An 18844-nucleotide genomic window follows, 5' to 3' on the forward strand; every position below is an offset into this window, starting at 1 on the left:
GCCCATGCTGACACGGCGGTTCTTCTTGCAAAGCGCGATGCTGGCGGGCTGCTCGGCGGCGGCGCATCCGCTGATGAATTCGGTGACCTTCGCCGCCGTGCCGGGGGATCGGCGGCTGGTGGTGATCATCCTGCGTGGCGGCATGGACGGGCTCGACATCGTGCAGCCCTATGGCGATCCGCTGCTTATGAAACTGCGCCCCGATTTCGCCATCGGGCCGACAGCGGGGGCGGCGGATCTGGACGGGTTCTTCGCGCTGCATCCGCGGCTTGTGCCGCAGCTGATGCCGATGTGGACCGCGGGCGAGCTTGGCTTTGCCCATGCCGTCTCCACCCCCTATCGTGACAAGCGCAGCCATTTCGACGGTCAGGATATGCTGGAGGCCGGGACCGGGATGGACGTGCCCGTCTCGATGATCCGCGACGGCTGGTTGAACCGGCTGTTGCAGACCTTGCCCGGCGCGACGGCCGAGACCGCCTATTCGGTGGGCGAGGAGGAACTGCGCATCCTGTCCGGAGCGGCGCCGACGATGTCCTGGGCTCCGGATGCCTGGCTTGGCCTGTCCTCGCAGGGGCGGCGGCTGCTTGAGACGATCTATCACGATGATCCGCTGTTTCGCACCGCAGCGGCCGATGCGTTGACGATGACCGAGCCCGAAATTGCGTCCGACGGCGAGATGTCCGCGGAAGATCTGACCATGACCCGGCGGCGTCCGCCGAAACCCGCGGCGGAGAAGATCCCGGGTTACAATGCGCTGGCGGCCTTTGCGGCCTCGCGGCTGCGGCGCGAGGCACGGATCGCCGCCTTTTCGCTGACAGGTTGGGACACCCACCATGGTCAGGAGAACGCGTTGCGTCGTCCGGCCGAGCAGTTGGCGGCGATGCTCACGACGCTGAAAACAGAGCTTGGCCCGGTCTGGCGCGAGACGCTGGTTCTGGCGATGACGGAGTTTGGCCGCACCGCACGGCAGAACGGCACGGCAGGCACAGATCATGGCACCGGCGGTGCGATGGTGATGGCGGGCGGCGCGCTCAAGGGCGGCAAGGTCTATAGCATATGGCCGGGGTTGGCCGATGCCGATCTTTATGCCGGGCGTGACCTGATGCCGACGGCGGACATTCGCGCCTATGCTGCCTGGGCGCTGGCGGGGCTCTACGGAACCTCGCGCGAGACGCTGGAACGCGCGATTTTCCCGGGGCTCGACATGGGGACGGACCCGCGCTTCCTCGCCTGATCAGGCGAAGAAGGCGGTCCAGGCGGTGCCGCCGATGGCGACGACAAGGCTCGTCGCGCCAAGGCTGAAGCTGGTCCAATGCGCCGCATCAATCAGGCGCTGATCGTTCAGAAGGCGAAGGGCTTGAGTTTTCATGGTGGTCCTCTGGCAGGGGGATCACCGTCAAATTCGCCAAGGATTGCGGCAGGATCTGGGAAGCATTGGTGCCTTTGCGCGGCAATTGCGCCGTCGCGCCGGGCCGGTTAGCCTGCCCCGAAAAGGGGAAGGAAACATGAAGAAATTTGGCGAAGCGGTGACGGGCTGGGTCGCACCGCGGTTTCCGGATGCAGAGGTGATCGAGGGCCGGGCCTGCCGTCTGGAGCGGCTTGAGGAACGTCATGCCGATGCGCTCTTCCGCGCCAACAGCGAAGATGACGCGATCTGGGATTATCTGCCCTATGGGCCGTTCCCCTCGGAAGCGGGTTACATCCGCTGGGTCGGCGACATGGCCGCTTCGCGCGATCCGCTGTTCTATGCGGTGGTGGAAAGGGAAACCGGTCTGGCCTCGGGCGTGATGTCCTATCTGCGAATCACCCCGGAGATGGGGGTGATCGAACTGGGGCACATCAATCTGTCGCGGCGACTGTCGCGCTCGACCGCGGCGACCGAGGCGATGATCCTGATGATTTCCTGGGCGTTCCGGACGGGCTATCGGCGGTTTGAATGGAAATGTGACGCGCTCAACATCCCGTCGCGCCGCGCGGCGGAACGGCTTGGCCTAAGCTACGAGGGCACGTTCCGGCAGGCGGCGATCGTCAAGGGGCGCAACCGCGACACCGCCTGGTTCGCCGCCACAGACAAGGATTGGCCTGGGCTGCAGGAAGCCTATGAGGCTTGGCTGTCACCGTCGAACTTCGATGACGCCGGGCATCAGATCGAGCGCCTGACCGATCTGACGCGACTGGTGCGCGTCGCTTCGGACCCGGTGTTGCAGGGATAGGAACGGTTTGCGTATTTGAGCCAGGAAAAGCTGTTGTTTTTTCGTGGCCCAAATACGCTCTTTCAGTCGGGTGCGAAGGCGCGGCGGCCTCAGAACCCCGAGGCTGCGGCCAGTCGTGCCTGCACGATCCCGGTGAGGCGGGAGATTGCCGCCTCGCTCGGGGCGGTCTTGCCGCCAAGCGCCGAGGCCGCCAATTCGAGATCGCCGTCATGTGCGGACCGCGCGACACCGGCCAGGAACTGCGCCACATAGCCCAGAACCGCGCCATCCGGCTCGGCCGCCAGAACATCGGCCACATGGCTCAGGTCGTCGCGCAGCGCGAGCGGGTCGGGCAGCACCTTGTCGTCATTGATCGGCCGCACCCCGGCCGGGCGCACATCGGGCGGCAGCACCGAGAGCACCCGCGCCTGAAAGGCCACGAGCGAATCGAGCGGTTTTTCCATGAAGGCATCCGCGCCGGCCTCCATCGCCTCTGCCATCATGCCCGGATCGCCCGAAAGTCCGATCACCGCCGGGCTGCCGGGACCGGCATCCTTGATGTGGCGGATCAGATCGGCCCCCGAGCCATCGGGCAGGCCCATGTCCACCACGACCACATTCGGTCGGTAGGTGGCCAGATGCCGATGCGCCGAGCGCAGGCAATCGGCCCGGCGGATGCGCGCGCCAGAGCGCAGGCACAAAAGCCGCACCGCTTCCGAAGCGAAACGGCTGTCTTCGACCAGAAGCACGGTCAACCCGAGCAAGGGGCGTTCCGCCGTCGCGGGTCGGCAGGAGAGGAAGGAGTTCAGATCGTCGGTCATGGCGCCACCCTGGCAGAGGAATCGCGTTTTCCTGAGTTAACGATGCATTTGCCTAACGTCTGGTTAACGCAAACACCGAACGGCGCGCTTGCATCGCGGTTTTCGCGCTCCTATGCGATGAAAAGCAACTGGAGGCCCACCATGATCGGACGTCTGAACCATGTCGCCATCGCCGTGCCGGATCTTGCGGCAGCGTCGGCGCAATATGCCAACACGCTTGGCGCCAAAGTGAATCCGCCGCAGGACGAACCGGACCACGGCGTGACCGTGGTGTTCATCGAACTGCCCAACACCAAGATCGAGCTTCTTTACCCTCTGGGTGAAAACAGCCCGATCAAGGGCTTTCTCGACAAGAATCCCTCGGGCGGGATCCACCACATGTGCTTTGAAGTCGAGGATATCCTGGCCGCGCGCGACAAGCTCAAGGCCGAAGGCGCCCGCGTTCTGGGCACCGGCGAGCCGAAGATCGGCGCGCATGGCAAGCCCGTGCTGTTCCTGCATCCGAAGGACTTCAACGGCTGCCTGATCGAGCTCGAACAGGTGTAAGCCTTTCGGCTGGCGCGGTTACCGCTGCGCCAGCCGGTGAAACAGGTGGGTGAAGGCGGCAGCCCCCACGACCGGCACCGCAAGGTTCAGAACCGGTACCGTCAGCGGCAGCGCCATCAGCGCGCCCGAGGCCCAGATCGTCGTCTTGTTGGCCGCATAAAGCGCCGACGCTTCGGCCCGGCCCATGCGCCGCATCGCCGCCATCTGGAAATATTCGCGCCCGAGCAGATAGCCGTTCAGCGCGAAGAAGACGATGGGCGCCAGCGGTCCGACGAACAGATAGACGATCAGCGCCACAAGGTTCGCCGCAAGCACCACCCCGAAGAATCGCAGGCTGTCGCCGAGCGTCTCCGACAGGCTCAGGCCGCGCACCGGCGGCAGGCCGGGGTAATGCGCGCGCTCGACCAGATCAGCGACCTCGTCAAGGAAGAAGCCGGTGAAGATGGAGGCCACCGGCACCATCAGGAAGACCGAGGCGATCAGCATCACGCCGATCGAGGCGATCGACAGCGCCGGATCGATCCAGCCGATCTCGCCGATCCATGGCAGGGTGATCGTGTCGGGGACGAACCAGCCGATTAGCTCGAAAAGGCCGAACCAGACCGCGAGCAGCAGCAGGATTGCAAGGCCGATGCCCTTGAACAGAACTTTCAGCGCGCCGGGCCGGGCCAGATCGGCCCAGCCGCGCAGGAAGATGTCGAAGATCATGCGGTCACCCATGTGATGAGACTGTCAAGATCGGGGCGGGGGCGCTCGGGCGGCGGGGCGGTCTCGGTGCCGATGTGAATGAGGCCCGCGACCCATTCGCCCTCGGCCAGACCAAGGGCCGGGGCGGCAAAACGCCGATCATGCGCGACCCAGCCGGTGAGCCAGGCCGCCCCCCAGCCTGCGGCCAGCGCGGCATTCACCAGTTGCATCCCGGCGGCGCCGACCGACAGCGTCTGCTCGATCGCGGGCACCTTGTCGGTGGGCCGGGGCACGGCGATCAGCGCGACGCAAAGCGGGCTTTGCACGAATTGCGACACACCCTTGGCCGCGACCTCTTCGGGCAGCAGATGGGTGGCGGCAAACACCGCAGCCTCATCCGTCAGCCGCTCGAGCGCGGGTTTTTCAAGCACGATGAACCGCCAGGGTTCCAGCTTGCCGTGATCGGGCACGCGCGCGGCGATCGTCAGGATCTCGCGCAACGCGGTGCGGTTCGGCGCGGGGGCGCCAAGCATCTTCGGCGGCCGCGAGCGGCGGGTGGAAAGGAAGGTGAGGGTCGTCTCGTCGCGCAAGGCGCGGTTGACGGTGCCGGGGGGAATATCCATCGCGCATCTCCTGTCTGAGAAAGATATCGGCGGGGGCGGCCGGGATTGCAAGCAGGGGGCTTGCCGGGCGATTGCGGCGCGGTAGAAGGGGGCATGAGTGATCTGAGCCATCTTGCGCAGCCGGGCGCGGAAATCGCCCTGCGCGTGACGCCCAAGGCGTCGCGCAATCAGATCGTGGTGGCCGAGGATGGGTTGCGCGCCTATGTGACGGTGGTGCCCGAGGGCGGCAAGGCCAATGCGGCGGTGTTGAAACTGTTGGCGAAAAGCCTTGGCGTGGCGAAGACGCGGCTGACCCTGATCCGGGGCGAGACGGCGCGCGACAAGGTCTTTCGCCTCGACTGAGCCGCGCCCTCGCGCCGTGTGGAACGCGCCACGGATCGGCAGATTTTTTCCCTGCGGCATCGGTGCATCTATTCTCTGACGAATTTGTGAGTTTTCCTGACCAAAGGGTCGAAGCGGACCTCGGTTCGCATTTGGGCGCAGACACTGCGCTTGCCGGACGGGTCGGGCTGTTCGGGAACGTGGTGTCTTGTCCGCGGTCCTGTCACATGTTCGGACTGGTCGGGGACGAAAAATGGTCGGATTTGGCAGATTGCTGGTGTTGCTCGCCGTTATGGCGATATCGGGGTATTGGGTCTTACGATTATCATTGGCGTCGCGAAAACGTGAAGCGCTCGAGGCGGCGTGGAACGATGGCGCCGGTGATGCGTTGGACTTCGATGCCTATCTACAGAGCGGAATGGCCGCATGGGAAAGCAGCCTGCCGCAGCGCATGTTGCGTCTTGTGATGCTGCTGCCCTTCGCGATCGTGGGAGCGCTTGTCTATTTCGCCAACTGAGAGGTGAGTATGGGATACGTCAAATGGACTTTCTGGCTGCTGATCGTGGTGATCTTCGGCAGCTTCCTGCACTACACCCTGCCCCGGCATGAAATCGTCCGGGTGGTCAACATCTATCAGGAACGGCAGGATCTGAGCGGCTGGACCAGCATCTTCTGGTCGGGGCCGGATGTGAAGACTGCGGGCCAGACCAGCTATGACGTGCAGTTCATCTCGACGGTGACGCCCGAGGGCAAACCCGTCGTCTATCGCAACGAGGACACCGGCTGGGGCTGGCCGCCCTATTTCAAATTCGACACCGCGAACCTGTCGACTCAGGCGGCTGACCTGCAATCGACGGCCGAGGCGCCGAAATGAGGCGTGGTCACCTATTACGGCTGGCGCAGCGAGCTGTTCTCGATCTTCCCGAACGCGATCTCGATCAAGACCGTGGACGGGCCGGATGTCTCGATCATTCCGTGGTTCAACATCGTCTTCCTGACGCTGCTTGTGATGGCGATCCTGACGGTGCGGGCGCTCTGGATCCAGTTTCGGCGCAATGCGATCGATCCGGTGCTGGGCGATGTCGCTGATGCGATCGAGGATGTGACCGACCGCGCCGAATCGGGCGTCGACAAGGCCCGGGGCATGTTCGACGATCTGACCGGGAAGAAGTGATCAAGGCGGGGGCGCTGCCCCCAGGGCTGCCACGGGCAGCCCGTTCGATGGGGCCACCTTCCACCGGAAGGTGGCTCGATCCCATCTCACCCCGGGATACTTATGGCAAGATAAAGCAAACCGCGTCCGGGGTCCGGGCGCGGTTTTTGGTTCACATGCCGTAGGGCACCCAGATCGTTTTCGTCTGCGTGGCTTGCGTGATCGTTTCGGCCATGTCCTGTGCCGCCCAGTCGCGACCCGTCGGGCACCATGTGGCCTTGAGGTTGGCGGCGCTGTCGCGTTCCACCCTCGCGGCGCCTTCGGGCGTGCCCGCATACCAAAGCGCGGCCACGTCGTCGTGTTGTGCCAGCACCTTCGCCAGATCGTCGCGCGGGCCGCAGATCAGGTTCACCACCCCGCCCGGCACGTCTGACGTATCGAGCACCTGCGCGAAATCGGCCGCCACAAGGGGTTGCACCATCGCCGGGATCGCGACGACCCGGTTGCCCGCCGCGATCGCGGGCAGCACCAGCGCGGCCAGCCCCAGCAGCGGTTGCACATTGGCGCAGGCGATGCCCAGAACGCCCCAGGGCTCGGGCCGGGTCAGGGTCAGCATCTGCGGCTTCGTCTGGATCACCTCGCCCGCGATCTTGTCTGCCAGCGCGGCGGCGCGGAAGGCAAGGCGGATCGTCTGCGCGACCTCGGCGGGATCATGCCCGGTCTCGGCGAGATTGGCCTCGAACTCCGCCGCGCGCAGCGAGAGGTTCTCGGCGAGGAAGTACAGCACCTGCGCCCGGGCGTGGCCGGTCATCTTGGACCAACCCGCGGCCTTGTGCGCGGCCTCGACCGCGTTGCGGATGTCCTTGCGCCCGCCAAGGGGGGCAAGGCCGATCTCGCGGCCCTGATGGGTGACGCGCCAGCTTTGGCCGCCATCGGGGCGTTTCTGCGCGCCGCCGATGTAAAGCTTCGCCGTGCGGTCGATGGCTTGTGGCTGGGCCGGTGTGGGGCAGGGGGCGGCGCTGAAATCGGGCGCCGGGGCCTCGGCCAAGGCGGGGGGGGCGGCGGGGCGCAGGCAAGCGCGCAGCCCCTCGCGCCCGCTTTCGCGCCCAAAGCCGCTTTCGCGCATGCCGCCAAAGGGGGCGGCGGCGTCGAAGATGTTGTGGCTGTTGATCCAGACCGTTCCGGCCACCAGTTTCGCCGCCACATCCTGCGCCAAGGTCACGTTTTCGGACCAGATCGAGGCGGCGAGCCCATAGCGGCTGGCATTGGCCAGCTCGACCGCCTCGCTGGGCGTGCGGAAGGTGGCGAGCGTTGCGATCGGGCCGAAGATTTCCTCGATCATGCAGGGGTTGGTCGGCTGCGCCTCGAGCAGCAGGCCGGGGGCGACGAAGCTGCCCTGCGCGGGCAGGGGGGCGGTGGATTGCACCAGCCTTGCCCCCGCCGCGACGCCGCGGGCCACGAGGGCCAGCATGCGGCTGCGCTGCGCCTCCGAGATCACGGCGCCGATATCCGTGCCCTTGTCGAGCGGATCGCCCAGACGCAGCTTGTCGAGCCGCGCGATCAGCCTGTCGGTGAAGCGCTCCGCCACGGTCTCGGCGACGAAGATCCGCGATCCGGCCGAGCAGATCTGGCCCTGATTGGTCCAGACCGAGGCGACGACCCCCTCGATCGCGGCGTCGAGATCGGCATCGGCGAAGACGAGGAAGGGCGACTTGCCGCCGAGCTCCAGCGTCAGCGCCTTGCCCGATCCGGCCGTGGCCTGACGCAAGCTGCGCCCGACCTCGGTCGAGCCGGTGAAGGCGATCTTGTCGACGGCGCTGGCGGCCAAAGCGGCACCGGTGGCGCCGTCGCCGGTGACGATGTTCAGGACGCCCGGCGGCAGGCCGATTTCAAGGCACATCTCGGCAAAGGCGAGCGCCGTGAGCGGGGTTTCCTCGGCCGGTTTCAGAACCACCGTATTGCCCGCGGCCAGCGCCGGGGCGACTTTCCACGCGAGCATCAGAAGCGGGAAGTTCCACGGGATGATCGCGCCAACGACGCCAAGGGGCGCATGGCCGGGGAAGTCGTCGGTGCACAGCTCGGCCCAGCCGGCGTGGTGGTAGAAGTGACGGATGGCGAGCGGCAGGTCGATGTCGCGGGTTTCGCGGATCGGTTTCCCGGTGTCCAGAACTTCCAGAACCCGGAAAAACGCCTCGCGTTTCTGCAAGTTGCGGGCGATGGCATAAAGCCATTTCGCCCGCTCATGGCCGGAAAGGGCGGCCCAGCCGGGGGCGGCGGCCCGTGCTGCAGCGACGGCGGTGGCCACATCGGCCGCACTTGCCTGCGTGACCTCGGCCAAGGTTTCGCCCGTGGCCGGGTTCTGCGTCGCAAATCCCGGTCCGGGTGCGGTCATCGCCCCGTCGATCAGCAGGCCAAAGCGCCCGCGCGCTTTCAGCCAGGCGCTCACCTCGCCCGTCGCCTCGGGGGAGGGGCCATAATCCATCGTCGTCAGGATGTCGTTCAAGGAAGGCATCTTTCCCTCAGGCAAGCGCGTGGCGGTGGCTGGCGGCATAGCGGCCGGTGACATGGGTTTCGAGCTGGCGTTCGATATCGCCCAGCATCGAGGAGGCGCCCAGACGGAACAGATCCGGCCGGAGCCAGTCGGTGCCCAGCTCCTCCTTCATCAGGATCTGCCAGTTCAGCGCATCCTTGGCCGTCTTCATCCCGCCCGCGGGCTTGAAGCCGATCTTCACCCCCGTCCGCGCGCCATAGTCGCGCGCCGCGCGGACCATCGTCAGCGACACCGGCAGGGTGGCATTCACGCCTTCCTTGCCGGTCGAGGTCTTGATGAAATCGGCCCCCGCCTGCATCGCCACCATCGAGGTCTTGTAGACCGTCGAGAGCGTCTGCAGATCGCCCGTCGCCAGAATCGCCTTCATATGCGCTGCTCCGCAGGCCTCGCGCATTGCGGCGATCTCGTCGAAAAGCTGCGCCCAGTCGCCCCGCAGCGCCAAGGCCCGCGAAATCACGATGTCGATTTCGGCTGCGCCTTGATCAACCGCATAACGGATTTCGGCCAACCGCAGCGGCAAAGGCATCAGCCCCGCGGGAAAGCCCGTCGCCACCGAGGCCACGGGAATTGCCGTCCCCCGCAAGGCCTTGACCGCCGCGGCCACCATCGTCGGATAGACGCAGACGGCGCCGGTCGTCAGGCTCTCCAGCCCCAGCCCTGTCAGGATGTGATCGGCCAAGGGCGCCCGCGCCTTGGCGCAGAGCCGTGCCACCCGCGCCTCGGTATCGTCGCCCGCGAGCGTCGTCAGGTCCATGCAGCGGATCGCATTCACCAGCCACGCCGCCTGCCACTCCTTCTTCAGCGACCGGCTGGTCCCCAGATGCGCGGCACGCGCTTCGGCGGCGGGGGTGTTGATGGCGATCTCCTCGAACCAGCTGCGGTCGAGAGGGATGCCCGGGTTGCGAAGATGGGGATCGGTCATGGCAGGCCTGTCGTTGTGTCCCTACAGGCTATCGGTTGCCGCCCCCGGCTTCAACGTCTGGCTGATCGGCCAAAGCCCGCCGGTCTTCACCTTGTTGCGCCGAAAGCTGGGGAAAAATGCCGTGAGCCCATTGCGGGATGGCCGGATTTCGGCAAGCTGAATTTCTTTGAGGTGATCATGACAATGATGTCTTTGCGAATCGAAGAGCGGGTGGCGTTTGCCATCGAACGGCTGTTGCGGGCGGATGAGTCCTGGCGCAGTCTTGTGCGCGAGATGGTGGAGCATTGGCCCGATGAACCGCCGCTGGAACTGGGTTTTGCGCTGGTCTCGGCGGCCTCGGCGATCGAGACGTCATTCACCGAAGCCAGTCCTGCCCGTGATGCGGCGATGCAGGGCTATCGGCTGGCGGCCCTAGTGAGCATGGATGTTTATGCGATGCAGCTTCTGGGTATGCGGCATGAAAAAGCCAGCGATCTGCTGGCCTATTGGGATGTCGATCCCTTTTTCGTCAGGCTCTGAGAGGCCCTGCAAGAAAAAGCCCCGCCTGCGCGGGGCTTTCCTGTCTTTGTCGCCTCAGGCGTTGGCGGCGCGGATCTGGTCGGCGCGGCCCTTGTCATAGGTGATGCCCTTGTCGTCGAAGAGCTTGTCGAGCTCGCCCGAGAGCATCATTTCGGTGACGATGTCGCAGCCCCCGACGAAGTCGCCCTTGACGTAAAGCTGCGGGATCGTCGGCCAGTCGGAGTAATCCTTGATGCCCTGACGCACCTCGGCATCGGCCAGCACGTTGACATCTTTGTAGGTCACGCCGAGGTAGTTCAGCACGCCCGCGACGCGGCTCGAAAACCCGCATTGCGGCATTTCCTTCGTGCCCTTCATGTAGAGGATGACATCGTTTCCGGCGATATCGGCCTTGATCTGGTCAAGTGCGGTCATGCGAGGGGGTCCTTTCTTCGAAACGCTTGCGCTGCGGTTCATTCAGCCTTGGTCGTCAGGGCAAGGGCATGGAGCGGTGCATTCGGCCCGTCCATCGCGCCTTTCAGCGTCGCGAAGACAGCGCGTTGCTGCTGCACCCGGTTCAGCCCCTTGAACGAGGCATCGATCACCTCGGCGCCCCAGTGGTTGCCGTCACCGGCGAGGTCGGTGATGGTGATCTTTGCATCGGGAAACCCGGCGCGGATCAGGGCTTCGATGTCACTGGCTTCCATCGGCATGGGCAACTCCTTGTTCTGGGATCAATCTAGGCTGCGCGGCGAGGGGCGACAAGAGCCAAGCACCCGGCGGCTGTGCCAAGTGGGTCAGCGCGGCTCAAGCCGGGTCACGGCGGGCAGGGCGACCAGATCGCGCAACTCCTCGGCGTGCAGGCGATCAAGGGCGGCGCGGTCCTCGGCGCTCCAGGGGTCGAAAGCGCGCTGATCGGGATTTTGCAGGGCAGCGGCCCGGGCGCGGCGCAGAAACAGCCGATAGTCGCAGCCTGGATCCTCGGCCATGCGGGCCTCCAGCTGCGTGATCGCGCGATGCGAGAGCGGCGCGGCCGGGGGCAGATCGGGCAGCCCCAGGGTCGCACCGAAGCCGCGCAGCCCGGTCGCCCAGTCGATCAGCTGCGGGCGCAGGGCAGGCAGATCTTCTGCGGACCAGAGCGTCAGCGTCGAACAGACCGGCAGCATCCGGTTGACGAGCCAGAGCCAGCGCACTCCCGCGGGGGGCAGGGCAGCGGCGAAGTCGGCAAAGCTTTGCCAGGGCGCTTGCCGCAGTTGCTCGGCCCAGCAGGCGGGCAGGAAGCTGGCCGGATGACGGATCGCCAGCCCCACCCGCACTTCGGCGCCGCCAAAGGCCGCGAGCGCATCGCGCAGACGCTTGGCCGCGAAAGGATAAAGGATGCCACTTTCGCCCAGAAATTGCGGCCGGGCCAGTGTGCCGAGGGTGTTTTCCTCGATCACCACCACGTGCCGCGCGCCGGGGCACAGCCGGTCGAGCGCGGCCCGGGTCAGGGCCTTCACCTCGGTCGCGGAGCGGCCCTCGGGTTGCAGGGCAAGGCGCAGATGATCGCGCACCTCGGCGCTGGTGATCACCCCCACGCCCTCGGCCCGAAGCGGATCACGAGCCGAGACGAACGAATCTTGCACAACCGTCGCCCCGGTCTGATGCGGGCCGACGATCAGCGTGATGGAGGCGAGCCGGGCCACCGGCCCGCCCTCAGCCTTCGACCGCCGCGGCGAAGGCGGTGCGGTAAAGCGCGCTCAGCTCGGCCATCGGCGCGGCATCGGTGCCAAAGACCACGCTGTCGCCGCCAAAGACGCCAACGCGATCGAGGGGCACACCGGCCGCCTTGGCCGCCGCTTCGAGTGCTTCCGCCCCCGCCTCGTCGCAGGCGACGAGATAGCGGGCCTGATCCTCGCCGAAGAGCTGCGCGATGTCGCCGCTGTCGAGACAGATGCCGAGCCCGGCCGCTTCCGCCATTTCGAAGGCAGCGAGCGCCAGACCGCCATCAGTCAGGTCGGCGGCGGCTTTCAGCACCCGGCCATTGGCGCGGATGAATTCGCCGTGCTTGCGTTCGTCGGCCAGATCGACCGGCGGTGCGTCGCCGTCTTCAAGGCCGAAGGCCTCGGCGGCCAGCGCCGATTGACCAAGGTGGCCGTGCGTCACGCCGATGACGAGCGCGATGTCGCCCGCTTCCGGCAGCCCGCCGATCAGATCGTCGAGCGATTTCAAGAGGCCCACAGCGCCGATCGTTGGCGTCGGCAGGATGCCCGTGCCGTCGGTCTCGTTGTAAAGCGAGACGTTGCCCGAGACGATCGGGAAATCGAGCGCCTTGCAGGCCTCGCTGATGCCTTTGATCGCGCCCACGAACTGGCCCATGATCTCGGGTTTTTCGGGGTTGCCGAAGTTCATGTTGTCGGTCGTCGCCAAGGGCAGGGCGCCCACGGCCGAGAGGTTGCGATAGGCTTCCGCCACCGCCTGCTTGCCGCCCTCGAACGGGTTGGCTTTCACATAGCGCGGCGTCACGTCCGAGGTGAAAGCCACGGCCTTGTTGGTGCCGTGAATGCGCACGACGCCCGCGCCCAGACCCGGACGGCGGACGGTATCGCCCATCACCTGCGTGTCATATTGCTCGAACACCCAGTTCTTCGCGGCATAGTTCGGCGAACCGATCAGCGCTTTCAGACCGGCGATCGGGGTGATCGCGGGCAGCGCGCCCAGCGGTGCGGCGGCAGGCGTTTCGACCCAGGGACGGTTGTATTCCGGCGCCGCCGAGGACAGTTTCGACAGCGGCAGATCGGCTTTCACTTCGCCCTTGTGCAGGATCAGGAAGCGGTCTTCCGCAATCGTTTCGCCGACGATGGCGAAATCCAGATCCCATTTCTCGAAGATCGCCCGGGCCTCGGCCTCTTTCTCGGGCTTGAGCACCATGAGCATGCGTTCCTGACTTTCGGACAGCATCATCTCATAGGCGTTCATGTTCTTTTCGCGCTGCGGCACGGCGTCGAGGATGAGCTTGATGCCAAGCCCGCCCTTGTCGCCCATCTCCACCGCCGAACAGGTCAAGCCCGCGGCCCCCATGTCCTGAATCGAGATCACCGCGTCGGTCTGCATCAGCTCCATGCAGGCTTCCATCAGGCATTTCTCGGTGAAGGGGTCGCCGACTTGCACGGTCGGGCGTTTCTCCTCGATCGTGTCGTCGAATTCCGCCGAGGCCATCGTGGCGCCGCCGACGCCATCGCGGCCGGTCTTGGCGCCAAGGTACACGACGGGCATGCCGACGCCCGAGGCGGCGCAATAAAAGATGTTGTCGGTCTGCGCGAGGCCCGCCGCGAAGGCGTTCACGAGGCAGTTGCCGTTGTAGCTTTTGTGGAAGCGCACTTCGCCGCCGACGTTCGGCACGCCGAAGCAGTTGCCGTAGCTGCCCACGCCCTCGACCACGCCCTTGACCAGGTGGGGCGTTTTCGGATGGCTCGGCACGCCGAAGGACAGGCTGTCCATCGCCGCGATCGGCCGCGCGCCCATCGTGAAGACATCGCGCAGGATGCCGCCCACGCCGGTCGCCGCGCCTTGGTGCGGTTCGATGTAGGAGGGGTGGTTGTGGCTTTCCATCTTGAAGATGATCGCCTGACCGTCGCCGATATCGACGACGCCCGCGTTCTCGCCCGGGCCACAGATCACTTGATCGCCGGTGGTGTGGAGCGTCCGCAGCCAGACCTTGGACGACTTGTAAGAGCAATGCTCGTTCCACATCGCCGAGAAGATGCCGAGCTCGGTGAAGGTCGGCTCGCGGCCGATGATCTCAAGGATGCGCTGATATTCATCCGGTTTGAGCCCGTGGGCGGCAATCAGGTCGGGGGTGATTTGCGGCTCGGTCATCGGCTCCTCCGGCATCGGCTGGTTGCGTTTCCCTTAGAACATCGGCGCCGGTCGGGGAAGGGGAGAGCGGGGCCCGCGCGCGGTTTTTGCCAAGGTCGAAGGGCATCTTTGCACGCAATGGGCGAGAGTGACGCAAAGCGACATGCGCTTAACTCAAAGCGACATCATCCCCCGGGATAAAAAAAAGGGCCGAGACAAGCTCGGCCTTAGTCCAACAGGGAGGTAGAAGGTGATGCGCGTTTCCGCAGGCCATCGCCTTCAACGCCCGATTTATGGGCAGAGTGAGAACGGTTCAAGGAGAATCATGCTGCGCTTGCAGCATGGCCGGTATGCGCTGAGCGAATGTCTTTATTCGCCCTTTGGTTGCATTCTTGCTGGGGCTCAATCCGCGCTCGGGTCGTTCGTCTGTCCGCGACGATAGGCCAAGATTTCCTCCTGCACGAAATCGCGGAAGGCATTGACCCTGCGCGAGGAGCGCAGTTCCTCGGGGTAGGCCAGAAAGACCGGCACTTCCACCGACTCGACTTCGGGCAGAACGCGTTCGAGATAAGGGAAGTCGGCCGTCAGGTAATCGGGCAGAACGCCGACGCCGATATGGTTCAGGACGCCCTGCAGAACGCCGAAATAGTTGTTCACCATCAGCGTCGAGGGCACGCCATGCGCCATCACGCTTTGCGTCAGCCACGCCCCTGCCTGCACCTGCGGTGTGGCCGGATTCTGGCAGATCAGCCGGTGCTTCGCCATGTCCTCGATCCGCTCGGGGCGACCGGCGCGGGCCAGATATTCGGGCGTCGCGTAAAGCCGCATGCGGATATTGATCAACCGCTTGCGGATCAGGTCGGCCTGCGCCGGTTCCTTCATCCGGATCGCCACATCGGCTTCGCGCATCGGCAGATCCAGCACGCGCTCTTCCAGCAGAAGGTCGATCTTCAGATCCGGATAGCGGTCATAAAGCTTCACCAGACGCGGCGCGAGCCACATCGTGCCGAAGCCGACCGTGGTCGTGACCTTGAGCTCGCCGAAGACCTCTTCCTCGCTGTCGCGGATGCGCGCGGCGGCGGCGTCGAGCTTCTTCGCCATCGTCGAGGTTGCATCGAACAGGAGTTCCCCCTGCTCGGTCAGGATCAGGCCGCGGGCGTGGCGGTGAAACAGAGTGGTGCCAAGCGACTCTTCCAGCGCGCGGATCTGTCGGCTGACGGCGGATTGCGACAGGTGCAGCGCATCGCCCGCATGGGTCAAAGACCCGGCATCCGCCACGGCGTGGAAGATGCGCAACTTGTCCCAATCCATGCCGTTCACGACGCCACCTGTTCATAGCTGTTTTGCACGGGCTGCATACCTAAAACAGCGCCCCTTGCCAAACGGCTTTCGGCGAAATTCACTGTTAGCGCATAAACTTTGTTGTCGCAGCGACTTTTGTGCATCCGTGCAGGCATCCCGGCCGCGGCTGCTCGCGCAATAGGCGTTTCTTTTCGCAGCCGAGAGGCTTAGAACCGAGAAAAGGGCGTTGAAGACGCAAAGGGCGGAGAAGCAGGCATGGCGGTTGGTGTTTTCGACAGTGGGCTGGGTGGTCTGACGGTCTATGAAGCGGTCTCGAAGCGGTTGCCCGAGGTGGCCTTCGTCTATTACGGCGACAACGCCCATGCGCCTTACGGTGTGCGCACCCCCGATGACATTTACGACCTGACCTGCAAGGGCGTCTCGCGGCTTTGGGACGAGGGCTGCGATCTGGTGATTCTGGCCTGCAACACTGCCTCGGCCGCGGCGCTGAAGAAGATGCAGGAACACTGGATCCCGAAGGACAAGCGGGTTCTGGGCGTCTTCGTGCCGCTGATCGAGGCGCTGACCGAACGGCAATGGGGCGACAACAGCCCGCCGCGCGAAGTGGCGGTGAAGCATGTGGCGCTGTTCGCGACGCCCGCCACCGTGGCCTCGCGCGCCTTCCAGCGCGAGCTGGCCTATCGCGCGATCGGGGTGGATGTCGAGGCGCAGCCCTGCGGCGGCGTCGTCGATGCGATCGAGGCGGGCGACGAGATTCTGGCCGAAGCGCTGGTGAAAAGCCATGTCGAGGCGCTCAAGCGCCGGATGCCGCATCCCGAGGCGGCGATCCTGGGCTGCACCCATTACCCCTTGATGCAGAAAACCTTTCAGGAGGCGCTTGGCCCGCAGGTCAAGGTCTATTCCCAGGCCAATCTGGTGGCGGAAAGCCTCGCCGATTATCTGACCCGCAAGCCGGAATTCATCGGCAAGGGCACGGTGTCGAAATTCATCACCACGGGCGATCCAGCCTCGGTTTCGACCCATGCGACGCAATTCCTGCGCCACCAGATCAAGTTCGAGGCCGCCTGAGCCTCAGCCGAAGCGGTTCGGCCCGGGCGTGCCTTTGCTGCACAGGAAGACGAGGATGGCAATCGAGTAGCCAAACAGCAGCAGCATCATCAGCCCCATCAAACCCATGCCGATCAGGGGGTCTTGCGCTCCCGCCGCATCGATCGCTGCCGCGATAAGCCCGGCGATCACCCCGACCGGGATCATCGCCAGATAGAAGCCGCCAATCCACCAGCCCGACCGGTCGGTGTCATGCAGGCGCCGCACCGTGACGGAGAGCGAAGGCAGGAAGGTCGCGAGCGAGGCAATCCCGCTGAGCGCCGCGCCGTCGTTGCCCATGATCCCCTCGAGAGCGCCACCGATGAAGCCGAGGATGATGCAGAACAGGAAGAACCACCAGTATTCCGACCGGCTCGCGCGGCCCTTGAAGGTGGCGTATTTCTGGAAACAGACCTTGATCGCCTCGCCGAACGCGCGTGGCGGGGCAGCGCCCTGACCGCCGTCGCGGGCAAATTGCGGCGGCATCTGCGCGCCTTGCGGCAGCGGCGGCATGGCCGTCGTCAGCGGGGGCGGCGCGAAGGGGAAGTGCTGATCGGCCCTTTGCCAATCCGCCATGCCCTCGCTCCAGATCAAGGTATCAGCCTTGATCCGGCCCGCTCGGATCAGATCGCGGATCGCCAGATCGTCCACCGGGCCTTCGCTTTTGCCGGCCCATGCGTAATGCCACGCTTTCGTCATCAAAACCCTCGCGCAAACTTTGCTTGCGCGACACCTTAGCCTGAGGCAGGACGGGGCGACAATTGCGGAGACGAAAATGACCCAGAAAATCGCCATCCTCGGGGCTTCGGGCTACACCGGAGCCGAGCTTGCCCGCATCATCGCGACCCATCCCGAAATGGAGATCGTCGCGCTTTCGGGCGACCGAAAGGCCGGGATGCGCATGGGCGAGGTGTTTCCGCATCTGCGCCACATGGGGCTGCCCGATCTGGTGAAGATCGAGGATATCGATTTTTCCGCCGTCGATCTCGCTTTCTGCGCGCTTCCGCATGCGACCTCGCAGGCGGTGATTGCCGAGCTGCCGCGCGATCTGAAGGTGGTGGACCTTTCCGCCGACTTCCGGCTGCGCGACGCGGCGGAATATGAAAAGTGGTATGGCAAGCCGCATGCGGCGATGGATCTGCAGGCCGAGGCGGTCTACGGGCTGACCGAGTTCTACCGCGAAGAGCTGAAAACCGCCCGGCTCTGCGCGGGCACGGGCTGCAACGCGGCGGCGGGGCAATATGCGATCCGCCCGCTGATCGAGGCGGGGGTGATCGACCTTGATGAAATCGTCATCGACCTGAAGGCGGGCGTTTCCGGTGCCGGGCGCTCGCTGAAGGAAAACCTTTTGCATGCGGAGCTTGCGGGCGGCACGATGCCCTATTCGGCGGGTGGCAAGCACCGGCACCTGGGCGAATTCGATCAGGAGTTTTCCAAAGTCGCGGGCCGCGAGGTGCGGGTGCAGTTCACGCCGCATCTGATGCCCTTCAATCGCGGGATTCTTGCCACCGTCTATGTCCGCGGCACGCCCGCCGACATCCACGCCGCGCTGGCCAAGCGCTATGAAAACGAGGTGTTCCTCGAGGTGCTGCCCTTTGGCCAGCTCGCCTCGACCCGCTCGATCGCCGGGTCGAACTTCGTCCATGTCGGCGTGATCGGCGACCGGCTGCCGGGCCGCGCCCTCGTGACCGTGGCGCTTGACAACCTCACCAAGGGCTCCTCGGGGCAGGCGATCCAGAACGCCAACCTGATGCTCGGGCTGCCCGAAACCATGGGGCTGATGCTGGCCCCGGTCTTCCCGTAACTTAGGGCCAGGACGATGAAGAACCTGAAAAAAACGCGGCGCATCCAGATTCTGGCGGTGGCGGGGGTGGCCCTGGCGCTTTCGACCGCGCTGATCGGCTATGGCATGCGCGACGGCATCAACTTCTTCCGCGCGCCGAGCCAGGTTCTAGCCGAGCCGCCGAAACCGGGCGAGGTCTTCCGTCTGGGCGGTCTGGTCGAAACCGGGACGCTGGTGCGCGGGCAGGGCGAGGACATCACCTTCAAGGTCACCGATGGCGGGGCCTCGGTTCCGGTCAAGTTCACCGGCGTGCTGCCCGACCTCTTTGGCGAAGGCAAGGGCATGGTCGGCACCGGCGAGATGCAGGGCGATACCTTCATCGCCAGGGAAATCCTGGCCAAGCATGACGAAAACTACATGCCCAAGGAAGTGACCGACGCGCTGAAGGCGCAGGGCGTCTATCGCGACCCGGCCAAGCCCGAGGGCTGAGCGCGCCCGCTTGCGCCGCCGTTAACCTGATTT

Annotated in this window: 22 protein-coding genes and 1 pseudogene; 11 read left to right on the forward strand and 12 right to left on the reverse strand. The window is 65.3% G+C overall.

What is annotated here, in order from left to right; translation table 11 throughout:
• Positions 1–4: 4 nt before the first annotated feature.
• Positions 5–1234, forward strand: coding sequence for a DUF1501 domain-containing protein (locus tag ACTTAI_RS03690; RefSeq protein ID WP_444454408.1), 1230 nt, complete (start codon positions 5–7; stop codon positions 1232–1234).
• Here ACTTAI_RS03690 and ACTTAI_RS03695 read toward each other — a convergent pair whose 3' ends face one another.
• Entirely contained in the window at positions 1235–1369 is a 135-nt protein-coding gene (locus tag ACTTAI_RS03695; protein ID WP_444454410.1) for a hypothetical protein, read from the reverse strand. It abuts the gene before it with no gap.
• Positions 1370–1505: 136 nt separating this feature from the next.
• Between ACTTAI_RS03695 and ACTTAI_RS03700 the strand changes: the two genes are divergently transcribed.
• Positions 1506–2213, forward strand: coding sequence for a GNAT family N-acetyltransferase (locus tag ACTTAI_RS03700; protein WP_444454412.1), 708 nt, complete (start codon positions 1506–1508; stop codon positions 2211–2213).
• Between the two features lie 89 nt (positions 2214–2302).
• On the opposite strand, the gene ACTTAI_RS03705 is transcribed toward ACTTAI_RS03700, so the two are convergent.
• Complete coding sequence (locus tag ACTTAI_RS03705) at positions 2303–3013, reverse strand: response regulator (RefSeq protein WP_444454414.1); 711 nt, start codon at positions 3011–3013, stop codon at positions 2303–2305.
• 141 nt (positions 3014–3154) lie between these two features.
• Here ACTTAI_RS03705 and mce point away from each other — a divergent pair, with 141 nt between their 5' ends.
• On the forward strand, positions 3155–3559 hold the full coding sequence (gene mce / locus ACTTAI_RS03710; protein ID WP_444454416.1) for a methylmalonyl-CoA epimerase: 405 nt from the start codon (positions 3155–3157) through the stop codon (positions 3557–3559).
• An 18-nt stretch (positions 3560–3577) separates the two neighbouring features.
• Here mce and ACTTAI_RS03715 read toward each other — a convergent pair whose 3' ends face one another.
• Together ACTTAI_RS03715 and ACTTAI_RS03720 are read right to left on the reverse strand one after the other, a co-directional pair.
• Positions 3578–4267 (reverse strand): EI24 domain-containing protein, encoded by a 690-nt coding sequence (locus ACTTAI_RS03715; protein WP_444454418.1) that lies wholly within the window; start codon positions 4265–4267, stop codon positions 3578–3580.
• A complete protein-coding gene (locus ACTTAI_RS03720) occupies positions 4264–4869 on the reverse strand; it encodes a nitroreductase family protein (protein WP_444454420.1) in 606 nt (201 codons plus the stop codon). Before ACTTAI_RS03720 ends, ACTTAI_RS03715 begins: the two co-directional genes overlap by 4 nt.
• A gap of 93 nt (positions 4870–4962) precedes the next feature.
• Between ACTTAI_RS03720 and ACTTAI_RS03725 the strand changes: the two genes are divergently transcribed.
• The 3 genes and pseudogenes from ACTTAI_RS03725 to ACTTAI_RS03735 all read left to right on the forward strand — a co-directional run bounded on the left by ACTTAI_RS03725 (position 4963) and on the right by ACTTAI_RS03735 (position 6364).
• The gene (locus tag ACTTAI_RS03725; RefSeq protein WP_444454422.1) at positions 4963–5211 is read left to right on the forward strand and encodes a DUF167 domain-containing protein; all 249 of its coding nucleotides are present in this window, start codon (positions 4963–4965) and stop codon (positions 5209–5211) included.
• A 232-nt stretch (positions 5212–5443) separates the two neighbouring features.
• Complete coding sequence (locus ACTTAI_RS03730; RefSeq protein WP_444454423.1) at positions 5444–5707, forward strand: hypothetical protein; 264 nt, start codon at positions 5444–5446, stop codon at positions 5705–5707.
• Positions 5708–5716: 9 nt separating this feature from the next.
• A pseudogene (locus tag ACTTAI_RS03735) lies at positions 5717–6364 on the forward strand (DUF1523 family protein).
• 151 nt (positions 6365–6515) lie between these two features.
• Here the strand turns inward: ACTTAI_RS03735 and ACTTAI_RS03740 are convergent.
• Both ACTTAI_RS03740 and deoC read right to left on the reverse strand, forming a co-directional pair.
• A complete protein-coding gene (locus tag ACTTAI_RS03740) occupies positions 6516–8855 on the reverse strand; it encodes an aldehyde dehydrogenase family protein (protein ID WP_444454425.1) in 2340 nt (779 codons plus the stop codon).
• 7 nt (positions 8856–8862) lie between these two features.
• Positions 8863–9816 (reverse strand): deoxyribose-phosphate aldolase, encoded by a 954-nt coding sequence (deoC, locus tag ACTTAI_RS03745; protein WP_444454427.1) that lies wholly within the window; start codon positions 9814–9816, stop codon positions 8863–8865.
• Here deoC and ACTTAI_RS03750 point away from each other — a divergent pair.
• Together ACTTAI_RS03750 and ACTTAI_RS03755 are read left to right on the forward strand one after the other, a co-directional pair.
• Entirely contained in the window at positions 9815–9976 is a 162-nt protein-coding gene (locus ACTTAI_RS03750) for a hypothetical protein (protein WP_444454429.1), read from the forward strand. The genes deoC and ACTTAI_RS03750 overlap by 2 nt on opposite strands.
• Positions 9977–9993: 17 nt before the next feature.
• Positions 9994–10335: a hypothetical protein gene (locus ACTTAI_RS03755; RefSeq protein ID WP_444454431.1), complete on the forward strand. Its 342-nt coding sequence runs from the start codon at positions 9994–9996 to the stop codon at positions 10333–10335.
• Positions 10336–10389: 54 nt separating this feature from the next.
• On the opposite strand, the gene grxD is transcribed toward ACTTAI_RS03755, so the two are convergent.
• From grxD to ACTTAI_RS03780, 5 genes are all read right to left on the reverse strand, one after another.
• Complete coding sequence (grxD, locus tag ACTTAI_RS03760) at positions 10390–10749, reverse strand: Grx4 family monothiol glutaredoxin (RefSeq protein ID WP_444454433.1); 360 nt, start codon at positions 10747–10749, stop codon at positions 10390–10392.
• Positions 10750–10787: 38 nt separating this feature from the next.
• On the reverse strand, positions 10788–11027 hold the full coding sequence (locus tag ACTTAI_RS03765) for a BolA/IbaG family iron-sulfur metabolism protein (protein WP_013066292.1): 240 nt from the start codon (positions 11025–11027) through the stop codon (positions 10788–10790).
• Positions 11028–11111: 84 nt separating this feature from the next.
• Complete coding sequence (locus ACTTAI_RS03770) at positions 11112–11999, reverse strand: hypothetical protein (protein WP_444454435.1); 888 nt, start codon at positions 11997–11999, stop codon at positions 11112–11114.
• Positions 12000–12009: 10 nt separating this feature from the next.
• A complete protein-coding gene (gene purL / locus ACTTAI_RS03775; protein WP_444454437.1) occupies positions 12010–14172 on the reverse strand; it encodes a phosphoribosylformylglycinamidine synthase subunit PurL in 2163 nt (720 codons plus the stop codon).
• Between the two features lie 381 nt (positions 14173–14553).
• Positions 14554–15462, reverse strand: coding sequence for a LysR family transcriptional regulator (locus ACTTAI_RS03780; protein WP_444455691.1), 909 nt, complete (start codon positions 15460–15462; stop codon positions 14554–14556).
• 246 nt (positions 15463–15708) lie between these two features.
• Between ACTTAI_RS03780 and murI the strand changes: the two genes are divergently transcribed.
• On the forward strand, positions 15709–16521 hold the full coding sequence (gene murI, locus ACTTAI_RS03785; protein ID WP_444454439.1) for a glutamate racemase: 813 nt from the start codon (positions 15709–15711) through the stop codon (positions 16519–16521).
• Positions 16522–16524: 3 nt separating this feature from the next.
• Here the strand turns inward: murI and ACTTAI_RS03790 are convergent, their stop codons facing one another.
• The gene (locus ACTTAI_RS03790) at positions 16525–17238 is read right to left on the reverse strand and encodes a DUF805 domain-containing protein (protein WP_444454440.1); all 714 of its coding nucleotides are present in this window, start codon (positions 17236–17238) and stop codon (positions 16525–16527) included.
• Positions 17239–17314: 76 nt separating this feature from the next.
• Here ACTTAI_RS03790 and argC point away from each other — a divergent pair, with 76 nt between their 5' ends.
• Both argC and ccmE read left to right on the forward strand, forming a co-directional pair.
• Positions 17315–18343: an N-acetyl-gamma-glutamyl-phosphate reductase gene (gene argC / locus ACTTAI_RS03795; RefSeq protein ID WP_444454442.1), complete on the forward strand. Its 1029-nt coding sequence runs from the start codon at positions 17315–17317 to the stop codon at positions 18341–18343.
• A 15-nt stretch (positions 18344–18358) separates the two neighbouring features.
• Entirely contained in the window at positions 18359–18811 is a 453-nt protein-coding gene (gene ccmE, locus ACTTAI_RS03800; protein WP_444454444.1) for a cytochrome c maturation protein CcmE, read from the forward strand.
• Positions 18812–18844 lie beyond the last annotated feature (33 nt).

This window comes from Rhodobacter capsulatus (assembly GCF_052363175.1).
Classification (GTDB): Bacteria; Pseudomonadota; Alphaproteobacteria; order Rhodobacterales; family Rhodobacteraceae; genus Rhodobacter; species Rhodobacter capsulatus_D.

Coding starts and splice junctions, on each gene's coding strand:
- ACTTAI_RS03690 (WP_444454408.1), top strand. CDS start 5: ATGCTGACACGGCGGTTCTTCTTGCAAAGCGCGATGCTGGCGGGCTGC.
- ACTTAI_RS03695 (WP_444454410.1), bottom strand. CDS start 1,369: ATGAAAACTCAAGCCCTTCGCCTTCTGAACGATCAGCGCCTGATTGAT.
- ACTTAI_RS03700 (WP_444454412.1), top strand. CDS start 1,506: ATGAAGAAATTTGGCGAAGCGGTGACGGGCTGGGTCGCACCGCGGTTT.
- ACTTAI_RS03705 (WP_444454414.1), bottom strand. CDS start 3,013: ATGACCGACGATCTGAACTCCTTCCTCTCCTGCCGACCCGCGACGGCG.
- mce (WP_444454416.1), top strand. CDS start 3,155: ATGATCGGACGTCTGAACCATGTCGCCATCGCCGTGCCGGATCTTGCG.
- ACTTAI_RS03715 (WP_444454418.1), bottom strand. CDS start 4,267: ATGATCTTCGACATCTTCCTGCGCGGCTGGGCCGATCTGGCCCGGCCC.
- ACTTAI_RS03720 (WP_444454420.1), bottom strand. CDS start 4,869: ATGGATATTCCCCCCGGCACCGTCAACCGCGCCTTGCGCGACGAGACG.
- ACTTAI_RS03725 (WP_444454422.1), top strand. CDS start 4,963: ATGAGTGATCTGAGCCATCTTGCGCAGCCGGGCGCGGAAATCGCCCTG.
- ACTTAI_RS03730 (WP_444454423.1), top strand. CDS start 5,444: ATGGTCGGATTTGGCAGATTGCTGGTGTTGCTCGCCGTTATGGCGATA.
- ACTTAI_RS03740 (WP_444454425.1), bottom strand. CDS start 8,855: ATGCCTTCCTTGAACGACATCCTGACGACGATGGATTATGGCCCCTCC.
- ACTTAI_RS03750 (WP_444454429.1), top strand. CDS start 9,815: ATGGCAGGCCTGTCGTTGTGTCCCTACAGGCTATCGGTTGCCGCCCCC.
- deoC (WP_444454427.1), bottom strand. CDS start 9,816: ATGACCGATCCCCATCTTCGCAACCCGGGCATCCCTCTCGACCGCAGC.
- ACTTAI_RS03755 (WP_444454431.1), top strand. CDS start 9,994: ATGACAATGATGTCTTTGCGAATCGAAGAGCGGGTGGCGTTTGCCATC.
- grxD (WP_444454433.1), bottom strand. CDS start 10,749: ATGACCGCACTTGACCAGATCAAGGCCGATATCGCCGGAAACGATGTC.
- ACTTAI_RS03765 (WP_013066292.1), bottom strand. CDS start 11,027: ATGCCGATGGAAGCCAGTGACATCGAAGCCCTGATCCGCGCCGGGTTT.
- purL (WP_444454437.1), bottom strand. CDS start 14,172: ATGACCGAGCCGCAAATCACCCCCGACCTGATTGCCGCCCACGGGCTC.
- ACTTAI_RS03780 (WP_444455691.1), bottom strand. CDS start 15,462: ATGGATTGGGACAAGTTGCGCATCTTCCACGCCGTGGCGGATGCCGGG.
- murI (WP_444454439.1), top strand. CDS start 15,709: ATGGCGGTTGGTGTTTTCGACAGTGGGCTGGGTGGTCTGACGGTCTAT.
- ACTTAI_RS03790 (WP_444454440.1), bottom strand. CDS start 17,238: ATGACGAAAGCGTGGCATTACGCATGGGCCGGCAAAAGCGAAGGCCCG.
- argC (WP_444454442.1), top strand. CDS start 17,315: ATGACCCAGAAAATCGCCATCCTCGGGGCTTCGGGCTACACCGGAGCC.
- ccmE (WP_444454444.1), top strand. CDS start 18,359: ATGAAGAACCTGAAAAAAACGCGGCGCATCCAGATTCTGGCGGTGGCG.